The 13943-nt window shown below is 56.2% G+C and carries 11 protein-coding genes; 6 read left to right on the forward strand and 5 right to left on the reverse strand.

Annotated elements, in window-relative coordinates; all coding sequences use genetic code 11:
* Positions 1–68: 68 nt before the first annotated feature.
* The gene (locus tag CBB91_RS13095; protein WP_273014511.1) at positions 69–560 is read left to right on the forward strand and encodes a hypothetical protein; all 492 of its coding nucleotides are present in this window, start codon (positions 69–71) and stop codon (positions 558–560) included.
* 301 nt (positions 561–861) lie between these two features.
* Complete coding sequence (locus tag CBB91_RS13100; RefSeq protein ID WP_051602568.1) at positions 862–1428, forward strand: transcription termination/antitermination NusG family protein; 567 nt, start codon at positions 862–864, stop codon at positions 1426–1428.
* Between the two features lie 21 nt (positions 1429–1449).
* On the opposite strand, the gene CBB91_RS13105 is transcribed toward CBB91_RS13100, so the two are convergent.
* A complete protein-coding gene (locus tag CBB91_RS13105) occupies positions 1450–2001 on the reverse strand; it encodes an ATP-binding protein (RefSeq protein WP_273014513.1) in 552 nt (183 codons plus the stop codon).
* A 923-nt stretch (positions 2002–2924) separates the two neighbouring features.
* Here CBB91_RS13105 and CBB91_RS13110 point away from each other — a divergent pair.
* Together CBB91_RS13110 and CBB91_RS13115 are read left to right on the forward strand one after the other, a co-directional pair.
* Positions 2925–3548 (forward strand): response regulator transcription factor, encoded by a 624-nt coding sequence (locus CBB91_RS13110; RefSeq protein WP_273014515.1) that lies wholly within the window; start codon positions 2925–2927, stop codon positions 3546–3548.
* A 369-nt stretch (positions 3549–3917) separates the two neighbouring features.
* Complete coding sequence (locus CBB91_RS13115) at positions 3918–4904, forward strand: LysR family transcriptional regulator (RefSeq protein ID WP_273014517.1); 987 nt, start codon at positions 3918–3920, stop codon at positions 4902–4904.
* Between the two features lie 24 nt (positions 4905–4928).
* On the opposite strand, the gene CBB91_RS13120 is transcribed toward CBB91_RS13115, so the two are convergent.
* The 3 genes from CBB91_RS13120 to CBB91_RS13130 form a co-directional block, all read right to left on the reverse strand.
* On the reverse strand, positions 4929–5297 hold the full coding sequence (locus tag CBB91_RS13120) for a helix-turn-helix transcriptional regulator (protein WP_272981609.1): 369 nt from the start codon (positions 5295–5297) through the stop codon (positions 4929–4931).
* Positions 5298–5544: 247 nt separating this feature from the next.
* The gene (locus tag CBB91_RS13125) at positions 5545–9630 is read right to left on the reverse strand and encodes a translocation/assembly module TamB domain-containing protein (RefSeq protein ID WP_273014519.1); all 4086 of its coding nucleotides are present in this window, start codon (positions 9628–9630) and stop codon (positions 5545–5547) included.
* Between the two features lie 26 nt (positions 9631–9656).
* Positions 9657–11492 (reverse strand): autotransporter assembly complex family protein, encoded by a 1836-nt coding sequence (locus tag CBB91_RS13130; RefSeq protein ID WP_273014520.1) that lies wholly within the window; start codon positions 11490–11492, stop codon positions 9657–9659.
* A gap of 219 nt (positions 11493–11711) precedes the next feature.
* Between CBB91_RS13130 and CBB91_RS13135 the strand changes: the two genes are divergently transcribed.
* Positions 11712–12734, forward strand: a complete 1023-nt coding sequence (locus tag CBB91_RS13135; protein ID WP_273014522.1) for a calcium/sodium antiporter — start codon at positions 11712–11714, stop codon at positions 12732–12734.
* 1 nt (position 12735) lies between these two features.
* Positions 12736–13203: a preQ(1) synthase gene (gene queF, locus CBB91_RS13140; protein ID WP_273014524.1), complete on the forward strand. Its 468-nt coding sequence runs from the start codon at positions 12736–12738 to the stop codon at positions 13201–13203.
* Here the strand turns inward: queF and CBB91_RS13145 are convergent.
* Positions 13200–13829: a nitroreductase gene (locus CBB91_RS13145; protein ID WP_035550199.1), complete on the reverse strand. Its 630-nt coding sequence runs from the start codon at positions 13827–13829 to the stop codon at positions 13200–13202. The two genes, queF and CBB91_RS13145, sit on opposite strands and share 4 nt — an antisense overlap.
* Positions 13830–13943 lie beyond the last annotated feature (114 nt).

Raw genomic sequence — 13943 nt, forward strand, 5'->3', positions numbered from 1 at the left:
TTTCGTAGGCAAGTAATCATATTGCACTGTCACGTTCACAACGAACAATGTCTTGCAGGGAAGATAAGATGATGAACAAAGCTCGTCTTTTGGTTAGCGCGACAATCGTCGCCGCATTCGCCTGCGGAATGGCGGCGGCAGATCAGGCGGAAGGAGGTGCCGGTAGCGGTCCCATCGGAACCTTGTCTGGAGTGACAGGGGCCGTTGAGGTGCAGCGCAGCGGGATCACTGTTTCGGTGACGGACGGCTTCCAGTTGATGCCAGGCGACAGGATCATCACGGGGGCAGATGCCCAGGTTCAAGTCTCCGCCCCGGGGTGTTCTCCCGTAATTGTTGGGGAGAGTAGTTCAATGGCAACAGGCGCGAATGTTTGCACAGCAGAAATAGTGCAGCTTCAGGCGAGCAACTTCGGTGCTGCACCAGTTCAGGCACCGGATAGTGCACCTCTACTTGGGTTCAACAGCCCAGTTGTTACCGCCGCGGTAGGGGCTGGTGTGCTTGTTGGTGGCGTCATCATCATTAATGAGCTTGATGACGATGGTGACCCAATTAGTCCGTAAGGGGTGTAATTGTTTCTGCGCTCATCATGGTGTGATGGTGAGCTGTGCTGATCGCGATCAATACAAGCACATGTATATTTTTGACGGGCTGGATTGTGCGCAATCTCAGCTCGTTTTTGTATGCCGATCTGACGGCGTTCCAGGTCATGCTTCATTTTCCAGCTTGTTGGTTAGTCCAAATGTGGGGCCGTCTCGGGTGGCTTTCGATGAGGCAAGATCATTGGCACCTAAATTCACGACGGGGTCAGCTGGGCTGGATTTAAAAATCAGCCCACGAACAACAGTCTGTCGGGGGATATCTATGTCAACGGTTTCGAGCTGCGTGGTTTCTGATGCAGCACAGGTTCGCCATGAAGTGCATTGCGGCGAGTTCAGGCACTGGTACGTGGTGCAAAGCAAGGCAGGACAGGAGGCTCTTGCCAACTCCCATCTTTCACGCCAGGGCTACCGATCTTTCCTGCCAACCTTTGAGAAGAATGTGCGGCATGCCCGAAAGGTTGTTCGTCGAAAGAAGCCGCTTTTCCCTGGATACCTGTTTGTTGAATTAAATCTTGAGAAAGACAGCTGGTATCCGATAAACAGCACGATCGGCGTAAGCAGGGTGCTGAGTTTCGGGGGGCAGCTGGCACAGCTCCCGTTCGGTCTTGTTGAGCGCATGATAGAGCTGTCTGATCGACAGGGAGCAGGCAGTGTTCAGCCGGAGTTTACGCCTGGGGATCGTGTGCGCGTCCTATCGGGTGCTTTCGACAACTGGATTGGCGATGTGGTTTCGTTGCCGGATACGGATCGCGTAACCTTGCTGGTTAGCATGTTGTCGCGAAAGGTTCCCGTCACTGTCAGGCAAAGCCAGCTGCAAAAAATCGGCTAGACAGCAGTAGCTGTTGGCCACTTATATGGGCCACAGCACNGAGAACTGCGTGCCACGGCCTGGTTCGCTATCNATGAANATTGCGCCGTCGTAGGACTTGGCAATATTGGAAACGATTACGAGGCCGATGCCGGTTCCCAATTCTTTCTTGGTGGTGAAATAGGGTTTCAGCACGTTTCGTCGTGTTGCCTCATCCATGCCGGCTCCGTTGTCGGATACTTCAAGGCAGAGATATTTCTGTTCGCGTGTGGTGCTGCCGAAGTCGGGTTGGCGTTCTGCGAACTCCTCTGGCGCATGATTGATTTTGATTGTGAGTTCGGGGTTGGTTTTGTTCGCCCTCAGGGCGTGTCGCGCGTTGATCGAGAGGTTCATGATCAATTGTTGCAGATCAGNGACGTCAATTTGGTAATCCTTGATAGCTTCATCAATGGAGACGTGCACCTTGGTTTTCTTGCCAGATCCAAGCTCTATGAGTGTCANGATCTCGTCGATGACATCGGAAACATTGTGAGCGCCTGCAGTTTCGTGTCGCTCGTGCGGATGTATCAGCCGCTCTACAAGCAGGCCTGACATTCGTGATGCGGCGAGAATTCGTTCAGCATAAACGTGCGCGTGGCGCTCCGGATTGGACAANATAAGTGTNGCAAACCCNGCCGTTGCNGCAATCAGATTATTCAAGTCGTGCGCGACGCCCTCCACAAAATGACTNTGCGAATGAGNTTGTGCTTTCGTCNCCNTCTAGCGGCTGGTCTNTATTCATAACTGTNTTCAATTTCCTCGCGATCGGATATGCGTGATGTGACAATGAAGTGTGATGCTGCTGGCGGTTTGGTGTGCCCAATTTTTCCGATGCGCTTCAGACGTTGCGTCAAACATTCGTGGCGTCGGCAAACATACTGGCGTCTAGAGTCTAACGTATATTCCTCATGTGCCGTTCCCAAAGATTCGGGGGTGGAAAGCTTGGTGGCTTCACTTTGCCATTGTGAGGTGGCGGTCCCATCATATTGTTCCGCCGGGGGCATCCTGCGTGATGCGCCACATTGCGGGTGATGTATTTCCAAAGTTGATTGATGGAACATCACTTCCTGCAAGCTGAATTCCAAGTCAATGCTACTGCCTAGCAAATGATCATTCTTGCATCATCTGGTAGGAAGCAGTGAATCAATTTGAATTTTGGCAGCAATGCCCCCCGTTTAGGGTAGTAATTGATATGTTTTTCTATATTCAGTTTTGGCTGCTCGTTGGTGTCTATCCCCTCATCAGGTTGGACGGCAAGGTGCATTCAGGCGCTGTATCGAAACTGAGTTAGGCTAGCATTTTGACCGACGAGCAAACCCAATTTTCGAGGGGGAGGCTATTAGGGGGGGCCATATGGGGGTATCAGTTGGCGTGTATGTTTGGGCTATACTTGTCTCCACACTCTTGGGGGCGATGGGCGACCAAAGCGCATCATCAATAATCTGATCGGACCGAATATTGTGACTAGTGAAACTGGTATGAAGATTCTTGTGGCTGATGATCACAGCTTGTTTGTGGACGCCTTGTCCTGCCTGCTGGAGATGTGGCCTGACGTGGCAAAGGTCGTGAAGGCATCAGACTATGCGAGCGCAGTGCGCTCCTTGTACGACAATCCGGACACTGCGGTTGCGTTGCTTGATATCAGAATGCCCGGCTTGGCTCTTCCATCAGGCTTCGCGAACTTTCGTGAGATCATGCCGGATGTAAAGTTGATCGCGCTTTCGGGTATTGCCTCGAGAGGTGAGATCGAATTAGCCCTTGAGGGTGGGGCTAATGGCTTCATTTCAAAGAGTATTTTGGGTCACGAGTTCGTCCGGGCGGTGCGGGACATTTGCAAGAATGAAGGCTCTGAGAAGACCCGGTCATTTGGCGTAATGGCCCATGATCGCCAGGTGAGTGTTCGGTTCACTGAGCGCGAGCAGGATGTCCTCGGACTGCTTCAAGGCGGAATGACGAACAAGGAAATGGCTCGCGAGCTGGGATTGTCTCCCGAGACAATCAAGATTTACGTGAAGTCTATTGGGGACAAGCTCGGTTCGCGGAACCGGACGGAACTGATCGTCCGTGCCTTGGAAGTTGGAGCCATTCGTCACGCGGTCTGACTTTGACATAATGCTGCAAGGATATGCGGGTTTTGTGGCAGAATGCAGACTATTTTTCTCGGAAGCTGCATTTTTCTTCTAAAAATCAGTTCACGAATGAAGCGTATACTTAGGGCTTCGAGGTTCCCGCTCGACTAGGTGGGGGAGCAATAGCTGCCCCTGTTCACGAAGATTGGTTGCTGTGCCAACAAACCTCACTAGAGCGTATTGTTCGTGAGATGGATTTGCATATGGCNGCGGAAACTAAAACATAGTTGCTAGTAATCACTAGGTTTTCTGNGGCGGAAGGAAACTGAACGATTACCCTTTCCTTCAATAAACTATAGGGTGTATCTACTAGCGCTAATCGTCAANAGTTNGGGGGGCGTCATGAGCCAGAGTCGGATNGATTGGGACAAGCTCCGCGTCTTCAAAGTAGTGGCTGAGATGGGTAGCATGACGGCTGCCGCTGCTCGTCTGAATGAGTCGCCGCCGACCGTCAGCCGCAAAATGGACGAATTGGAGAAGTTCCTCAGCAGCAAGCTGTTCACGCGGTCGACGCGAGGCATGGAGCTGACGGAGACCGGCAAGATCGTCCTGCGCTATTCGCGGCAAATGGAAGATGCNGCAAATCAGGTGCTGAGCGAGGCTGTTGGCCAGAGTGATGGCTCAGAGGGGCGCGTCACGATAGGAACTGGCGATGGTGTCGGGCCGTACTGGATTGCGCCACGTCTCGCGCAATTTCANAAGGTGCANCCGAAAGCGCAGGTTCGNATGCANGTTCAGGAGCAGGAGCCTGATCTACTGAANGACGAAGTCGANATTGCAATCCAGTTCACCGAGCCNAGGGATCCTGAGATTATCTCCCACAAGCTGGGTACGCTTCATTATATCGGCTTTGCTTCTCAGGATTATCTGGATGCGCAGGAAACGCTGCCGTCGAGCCTTTTTGAGTACTATCAGTATCGCTGCATCTTGCACGAATCGTATGTGCGCCAAGTCGAGCGATGGGCGCCGAAAGCGGGCGAATTGAAGAAGATGATCGACTTTGCGTTCGTGACGAATTCGGCGAGCGCCATGATCGAGCTTTGTCGCCNAGGCGGNGGAATCGCCCTCCTGCCGACNTATCACAAGGAAGTATTCCCGGACCTCATGGCGNTGGATATGTCTGAAGTGGCACCGATCCAGTTCTGGATCGCTTATACCGACCAGACGCGCCGCACGCCTCTTGGAAATCTCATGATCGAGTGGATCAAGTCATTGTTCGCCAAGGATGCATCGCCTTGGTTCACGGATGACTTCCTCCACCCAAAAGAACTGAGTGAATTGTCTGCCACCGGCCAAGAGCCCGCGGCTAAAAATCGTGCAGTGGGTTAGGTTGAGGTCGCCGTTGGGTCGGACTTAGTCAGTCGACATAACGCGCAGAACTTTTGCCATCATGCTAAGGCGTTCCTTGGACGGCGTCCGATCAATCCAGGAGTGGCACTCTGCCCGCACCTTGGCGGAAGGATCGGCATCCTTGCTATCGTCCGCGTTCTCGTCCTCGAACAGGCTGGCAATGGAAACGCGGAGAACATCCGCAACATTCGCGAGCATGCCGGCGCTGAGGCGATTTGTGCCGGTTTCGTACTTCTGCAGCTGTTGATGGCTGATGCCCAGCTCGGAGCCGAGTTCGGCAAGAGTCAAATTACGGTCCAGACGAAGTCTTCGGATTTTTTCGCCAACCATCTGATCGACTGCCGTTGGGGCTCTGGAAGTAGATTGCTTCATGATCTGCTCTCTCCATATATCCATCAGAGGTGACAAGTTTTCGCGCAAAGGGTGTTATAGCAAGATTGCCGTTACCCCCAAAAATGTAATGCGCGGAGACTTACGTATTACGCTCCGATTATGAATCCAATACTGAACTGCTTTGGGGTNTGAAAAAACCCATATAAAGCAGCGCTTTGTGTAATTCGTTTAATCCATGATAGGGCGCAGCGGTCGCCACCATAGGTGGATTAAACTTGCGTAACGATCAGTAATCTTTTTTCCACTTTATAGAGAGCCTTGCCTCTCCGTCTGTAGTAGTTTCTGAAGTAACCGAGACTTGAGGTCTTGGCTCCCACTCAACCTCAACGGAACTTCCTGCGGCGCCTGCTGAGTTTAACTCGAGATATACATCCTCCGCGATGTATTGTCCCACACCTACTTGGGCGGTTCCTTCTTCACTCGTGCCAAACGACAAGCGGTCTACGCCCAACGCTGCCTGGAGCTCGGAGGTCGGGTCGAATCCCGTGCTATTGCCACTCAGTTGCGCGATTGAATTGGCCAATTGCGCTGCTTCGAGTGCGGACAGGTCGACCGATGAGCGGCCAAAGAGCAGGCGGGAAAGAATCTCGTCTTCCGGCAANTCCGGTGTGCTGCTCAATTCGATGTCGGGTCGCATCGGTGAGCCGGTTAAAGCGACCGTCGCTTCAAAACCGTTGACGCTTCGCTCGGCTTCGATGTCCAGTCGCGCGCGTTGGATGGGCCCATCGAAGTAAACTGTCCCACTGTCAAAGACGAATGGGCGGCCAGCCAGGGCAAGTGTTCCGCGTCGCATACTGGCGCGTCCGTTAAGTTGCGGGTCAGCTGCCGTTCCGGTCAGTTTCAGGTTGGCGCTCCACTCACTTTCAAGGCCGCGCCCGTCGATATAGACACGCCGGTCAGCTGTGATGGCCAGATCGAGCGCCAGGGACTGGCGGAATTCGCTTTCGCCGGCTGCGAACTCGCCGTCTTCCATCCATCGCACGTCAATCGCTTGGGCTTTCGATGAGGGAAGATTGTCGAGATTGAATTCTGCCGATTCGATGTCCAGCTTGCCATTCACTGTGCGAGATACCGCGTCTCCGGTTAGCGAAATGTCGCCATCCGCTCGCAAAGAGTCGCCGTCGCGATTGTAGAGCAGCANATCCGAAAACTCGGTCNNGAGANTTGTGTTNTCANNNGACAANNNTCCNAGGATCTTNGCGGAGCCGCCGTCCGCGCCGTCGCCTGATCCNTTCAGTCGTAGCTCATTGTCGCCATATGCCGCTTCGAGACTCAAATTCACGAGCCGAAGACTGGTTGCGCCAAATTCGTAGATGCCATCGCTCAAATCCGCGTGGGCGCTGAATTGCGGAGATTTGAGTGGTCCACTGAGGCTGGCTGATGCGTCGATTATTCCGCCGATGTCGTGGCCATAGGCAAGTGCGAGGGATCGCAGATCCGATAGATCTCCATTGAGGTTGGCGGTTCCTTTTACCGGGGCNTCCATATTGAGATGCGCAATCCCGTCCGGATTGGCGGATACGGGCAATGAAGCGGCGCCAGCGAGTCGAAGGNCNCCATAATCCCCGGCCCCTTCAATCGTCAGGGCCTGGCCGCGCAACTGTCCGACCAGTTCGATGGCAAGGGACCGTTCCAGGCCGGGGAGCGGCCCTTCAACTTCCATGTCAAACTGACCTTCCGGGTTCGCGCCGAATAGCAGGAAGTCGCCACGGCCATTNACCATCACGCGCCGNGTGGCGATGCCTGCCGATGCCATCACGGGGGCCAGGTCGACGTTTGCGATCTCGAACTTCATTCGGGGCGTGCGTGTGTCTTCCTCAATGCGGGCTTCAATCGATCCGCCGAACATTGCGAGGTTCGCCTCGATGGATGGCGTGTCTCCCAAGCGCCAGCTGACAGGCTGGACCGAACGAACTGCTTCGCCAAGCAGTGTGCCATCCANCTCGATCTGGCCGCTNGGATAATCGGCTGCGAAGTCTGCTGATCCAAGCATGTCCAGTGATGTCGGCCGGGCATCATGGTCTCGTTCGATTTGAACGGCGAAATTGTATCCTTCCGGAGCGTTTTGGATCTTCCCNGTTACGGAATCGAAGCGCAATGAAGGGGATAGCCAGACGTCACGCACGTCGCCAGATGCGANGATTGAAGNGTCTTCCTCTGGAGGGCGCCGAATTTGAACGGCGANATCGAACAGGCCCACCCGTCGAGACTCAAATGCGAATCTGTCTCCGGTGGCATTCAGGTTCATGTCGAGCCCAATGTCCCCTCCGTAAACCAGCGATCCGCTGAGTTGGGCGGTGTCGTATCTGGATGATATGTTTCGGAGTGCGAACACGCTATCGGCCCAAGAGGCGGTGGCGTTCACCGCGACAGGCTGCTGTCCCATCTGGCCTGCCAGCTCAACCGGCCCCGCCCAGGAATTGTCCTCATTCTGCAACTTGATCGTTGTCTCAAGGCCTTCAATCTCAACACTGTCCCGCGCGAGGCGGCCGCCGGAAGATGCGAAGCGAACTGCGTCAATGCCATTCGAGCCGGTCAATAGGACTGTGCCGTTGCGAAGCTGTATCTGCGTGCCAGAGATCGAAAGCGCGTCGCTTTGCGCGAACTGGACTACCAGATCGGTTGTGTCGCTTGCTGCAAACCTGCCTGAGCCCGTTGCGCTGAGATTGCTCCCCTCGAGCGATGCGGAGCGAACGACAAACGTCTTCCCCTTTCTCTGAATGTCACCTCGCAGCCGCGCAGATGCACCCAGCGCATCGACGGCGATTGCGTTCAGAGCATCAATATTCTGGATGCGGAGATCTGCTGAAATGTTCGGTGCGTCGAATGTGCCGTTCAGCGCAAGAAGGCCGCCCGCGGAGAGGTCCGGGGCAGTTGAGAGCAGTCCCGAGACATTTTGCAGTTTGACCTGCAGGTCGAGTGTCTTGTCTCGAGTGGATACGTTTCCACTGGCATCCGCTCTGCCGCGCTCGAGCCGAGCTGTGGAGGGAGACAAGCTCAGTTCGCCAGAAGTCCGGTCGTATTCCCCAGCTACCTGCACACTCGGCGTTTTCCCCAGAATTCGTAAGGCCGTCTGGTTCGACTTCAGAATGCCTTTGCCGGCCAATTGTCCTTCAAATTGAATTGTCTGCTCGTTCGAACGAATCTTCACAGGCCCGCTAATCTGGTCAAACGGGAGGTCGGATCCATCGCGGCGATTCAGAGTCGCGTCGCCTGACAGTGTCGGTATGCCCAGCGGGTCTGCTAGCTGACCTGTGAAAGTCAGGTCTGCGGAAAAGTCAGTAAGCGTCTCAAAACCTGTAAAGGAAAGATCAAGATTGAGTGGGCCATCAAGATCACGTTTGCCACTCCGATAAGTGCCGTTGGCGGACAGTGTGCCTGAGGCAACGTTCGCCGATAGCTCGAAAGGTGCCTTTTTCTTTCCGGTTTCGGCGTCCAGCGTGACACGCGCGGATTGTCCGACAAGTTGTCTTACCCGGTCTGATACGGGCAACCGCTCGGCGTTGATGGTTGTGTTGGCGCGCAGCTTGCCATCGGTGATCTTGGCGGTGAGTTCGGCGACTGTCGCATCTGACAGTTTCAGTTCAGCAAAGCCATCACCGGATTCCAGCGTGCCGCTGGCGCGCGCGATGAGGGTGGCGTTTTCGCCTTCTGGCAGATTGGTGAGGGTGGCGATCGTTCCGCCGGCTGGTGCTTCGATGTCCGCATCGATGCGGAAAGCCCCCGAAGCGTTGCGCGTCAGGCGCGCATCTATCCTGTCTCCAGCGCCTTCAAGGGGCAGGGCGGTGAGCGCGAGTTCAAACGTCCGCGTTTTTGGTAGGCGCAAATTGCCATCAATTTCAAAGGCCGCCGTGGGGCCTGCGACGCCTTCCTGCAGTAATAACTCGTCAATCGCCAGCGTATCGAGCGACACTGCCCAATTGCTGGAGCCGGAAGAGTTCCGTTCATCGCGTTGGCTGAGGATCGGGCGACGGATGACATTGATCCTGTCCGCCCCTATCAGGTCCAGCTTCACTGTTCGGGATACGAGACGCGCGGGCGACCAGGCAAGGTCTATGCCTTCGGCGGTGAGCCATACGCCATCTTCATCTGATATGGTCAGACGTGCAACAGACATCTGGTCCAGCGGATCTCCGCGCAAGCCATCGATTTCTACCGTTCCAAGTGGCCCGGCTTCTCGACCATCAATCTGTGCCTCCAAAAAAGCGCGACCACCGTTGGAGGCAATCCAGATGCGGGCGGCAATCAGAATCGTGCACAGGACGAGCAAGACTGACAACGCCGCCATCAGCCAGAGACGTCTACGGACCATGCCGAGAAGGGAGTGAAACGCTGCCATCAGAACGCCTGTCCGATAGATACGTAGATTTGCACGGGGTCGTCACCGTCGCGGCGATCCAGAGGTGTTGCAATGTCAAACCGTACTGGACCGAAACCTGGATAGAAGCGCACGCCGAAGCCGACCGACGTTCGCATCTCGCCGATGGCTTCATCCACAGAGCCGGCCGCAGAGCCGGAATCGACAAAGGCCACATAACCCCAACGTTCTGATTTGCGCCAGCGAAGCTCGGCTGATGCGGCGAACATCGCGTCACCCCCGATGATGTTTCCGTCCGCGTCGGTCGGGGAAAGGGACTGATACTCAAAGCCACGGACAGAGCCGCCGCCACCCGCATAGAATTTGCGATCGACCGGTACATCGTCCTCGCCGAGGAACGTCCCGACCTCTGCGCGCACAGCGGCAACCAGCCGCTCCGAGATCTTGTGATAGGTTGACGCCGAACTTGTGATCCGCGTGAAGGGCGCTTCGCTATCGCCGACAGAGACGCCGGGCTCGACGCCAAGCGAAACACGATTGCCGGATTGAGGGTCCAGCGGTCGTTTCACCGTGTCGTAGGTTGCGCCTAGCGGGAAAGAGAAGGTGACCTGCTCCTCATAATCGTCCTCGCCGGCAGCGCGCAGTTCGTAATCCGTCGAGCGCGTCGCATCGATGGTTGCGCCCGCAGATAGCGTGAAGTGGTCGTTGAACGGTTGCGACAGGCTTGCCGTGGCGCTGATGCCCTGCAGGTCGTAGGCATCTGTTTCTTCTGCGCGGATGCCTGTCTCTGCAGAAAAGTCGCGACCATACCTGCCAATATTGGGACGGTCATAGCTCAGTGTCAGACCACTTGTGAGAGTCGCGATCTGCGCATCGACACCGAGCGTGTCGCCAACGCCGGTTAGATTGCGGCGTTCCCAACTCGCTGTGGCGCCGACCCCTTCAGATGTTGAAACGCTGATACCTGCGCCGATGGATCGGCGCTTGCCTTCGGACAATTGCAGCTCAACGGGATGTAATCCATCCGCCGCCGGATCTTCCTGGATCTGGACGCCAATACCATCAAACAGTCCGGTCCCGCGTATGCGGGTGCGAAGCGTTTCCACCTTTTCCGGAGTGTAGTAGTTGCCGAGTTCCCAATTGCGAAGAATTTCAATCGAGCGATCTTTCGTCTCCAGGCCTTCCGGAATGATCAGTTCGCCGAGTTGGACGCGTGGTCCCGGAACGAGTTGGTAGGTCAGCTCCAGCGTTTTGTCGGCGCGGGAGGCAAGCGCGTCGATGCCTTCGCTTTCCGCGAAGGCATACCCTTCACGACGGAGCTCAGTGACGAGCCGTCGCTCCAATTCCTCAATGTCAGTGGTTACGGCCCATGTGCCGATACCCAGTTCATCAGAGGCGATGCTCAGCTTGTCCAGAACGTCAGCTGGTAAAGTCTCCGTACCAGACAGGTTTATCTCGGCGATGGTGAAGCGCTCGCCAACGTCCACGTCGAGCTGGGGGCGCATATCCATGTCTTCCACAAGGTCCGGGCTGACCACCGCCATGAAGTAACCTTCGGACGCGAGATATTCTTCCAGCGCGCTGGCGGCCTGGGTTGCGCGGCGCCTCACGTCCAGCAGGCTGGTTGGTTCGCCTGCGCGGATCTCGACGGATTTGAGCGCGCCGCTTTCCAGTTGTTTCGGTACACCCTCGATTTTGACCGGAATCGTCGTGTTGCCTGAGCCGGTCGTTTCGCCATTATCAGTGAATGGAAGATAGGCGCAGGCAGGGGCCAGGCTGAGCGCCAGGCAGCAGACAGCGATCCTGCCGAAAGGCGGGGCTGAATTCTGCGCGGGGCGGATCGCCCGATTTACCATCTTCCGTGTGATCCTTGCGTATCCATTGAGATATGTGCGCCATNGAGCTGAGTGTACGGTGAACAAGATTGCTGAAATTTGTCGCGCCTCCCCGGATATCTGCTTTTTTGTACGTTTGGGCGGTCGGAAGGGTCCTCGAAAATCTCAGCATGGGTCAGATTGCGCTCGTATTCGTGGTTTACCATATTCAAGGCTTCATTCTTTCCCACGGGGATTTTCATGACATATCTGATGGTTCTGGGCGGCCTCATTCTCTTGTTCATAGGGGGTGAAGGGCTGGTTCGCGGATCCGTGAGCGTTGCGCGAAAGCTCAACATTTCCGAACTCGTGATCGGGCTNACGCTGGTTGGCTTCGGCACATCGGTTCCTGAGTTGGTCACCAGCTTGCGAGCCATCAGTGAAGGCGCGGTGGGGATCGCTGTCGGAAACGTTGTCGGCTCCAATATCGCGAATGTCCTTCTTGTTCTGGGCGTAGCGGCCGTCATTCATCCAATCATCACCAACCCGCGGGCTCTGATGCGGGATACGTCCATCATGGTGATCGTGACGGCTGTNCTGTGTGCGTTGATCTGGTTTGATTTGTTCTCGCGCCTTGCCGGCTTCGTACTGGTCGCCGCATTGCTGGCCTATATCGCCTTCTCGCTGATCGCGGATCGGACTGCGGGCGACAAGGCGGCGGACATGCATGCGGAGGAGGGCGAAATCGTCGAGGCGAACTATGGCATTGTCCTCGGCATTCTCATCGCGGTTGCGGGCTTGGCAGGCGTCGTCATCGGGGCAAAACTGCTGGTTGATGGCGGTGTCGTCATCGCGCGGGATTTCGGCATCAGCGAGACAGTTATTGGTCTTTCGATTGTCGCTGTCGGCACCAGCCTGCCTGAACTTGCCACATCGGCTATTGCGGCCTTCCGGGGCAAGGCGGATGTCGCGCTCGGTAACATCATTGGTTCGAACATCTTCAATATTCTCGGCATTCTGGGCGTAACGGCACTGGTGCATCCGTTCAGTGTCCGCGGCGTACCGACCGGCGACGTAACGGCAGATGCGATGTCGTCCGGCTTCAGCCACAGCCTGATCAGTGTTGGCGATATTGCNGCTCTGCTTCTGTCTGTCGCGCTGATGGTGGTCTTTGCGATTTCCGGCAAGCTGGTTGCGCGCTGGGAGGGAGCGGTTCTCCTTTTCGCATATGCGCTCTATATGGGGCTGACCTTCAATCTCATTCCCGTACCGGCGATCCTTTAATATGGCTGACAATCCGATCTATCAGGGGCTGGGCCAACTCGGCCAGCAAACCGACCAACCGCAAAGCCCCGAGACAGCAGAGCTCGAGCGGGTGGCAAATCCGCATGCCGACACGCTCTATCTCACGCGCTTTGTTGCGCCGGAATTCACGTCCCTGTGTCCGGTGACGGGCCAACCCGATTTCGCGCACCTTGTCATCGACTACGCGCCGGGTGATTGGCTGGTCGAATCCAAGAGCCTCAAGCTCTACCTGACCAGCTTCCGCAATCACGGCGCGTTTCACGAGGAATGCACGGTGTCTATCGGCAAGAAGATTTTTGACTTCACCGAGGCGAAGTGGCTGCGCATTTCCGGATACTGGTATCCGCGCGGAGGCATTCCGATTGATGTGTTCTGGCAGTCCGGCGAGTTGCCAGCCGGGCTCTATGTGCCCGACACCGGCGTCGCTTCTTATCGCGGTCGGGGCTAGCGCGACCAGCGCGTGACGATATCCGCCATGCAGGCGCGTCCACGTTCGGGTGGGTCGATCTTTGATGTGCCGAGATAGATAAACCCGGCGACGCGCTCTTTACCAGTGAGGCCGAGTGCTTCGGCGACCTGCTTGTCAAAGGCTGGCCATTCGCTGAGCCAGGCGCCCGCCCAGCCGCTGGCATTGGCGGCGAGCAGCAAATTGTAGCACACGGCCCCGGCGGACAATTCCTGTTCCCAAATTGGGGTACGCCCATCTTCCTTTGGTGAGGAAATGACGGCCACCACGGTTGGTGCGCGCAGGAACAGACCTGCGGCCTCCATCAAATCCTGTGACTCTGCATCTTCCAGGGTCTCGCCCCGAATGCGCGCCAGTTCCTGGCCAAAGTCGGCCCGCGCGTCGCCTTCGAACACGATGAAACGCCAGGGCGTCAGCTTGCGGTGATCCGGTACGCGAGCGGCGATCTCCAGCAACTCATCCAGCGCGTCTGGCGTTGGGCCGGGTTCGGAGATGAAATGTTTTCCCGCCGAACGTCGCCGGGCCAGCAATTGCCGCGCCTCCGCGCTTGGGCGTGTTGCCAGCATTGGGGTTCCGATGGCGGGGGCGGGGGGGAATCGCTTTGTCATGGCGGCAACATAGGCTCGCGTGAGGCCCACTTAAAGCCGCCTGTTAACAATTGCCGTCTTGAGCTTGGGCCCCGAAAAGCGTACAAGAGTGAACAGTGTTCACTTTCTGAACGG

This window comes from Hyphomonas sp. TMED31 (assembly GCF_002172815.1).
In the GTDB taxonomy this organism is placed as follows: domain Bacteria; phylum Pseudomonadota; class Alphaproteobacteria; order Caulobacterales; family Hyphomonadaceae; genus Hyphomonas; species Hyphomonas atlantica.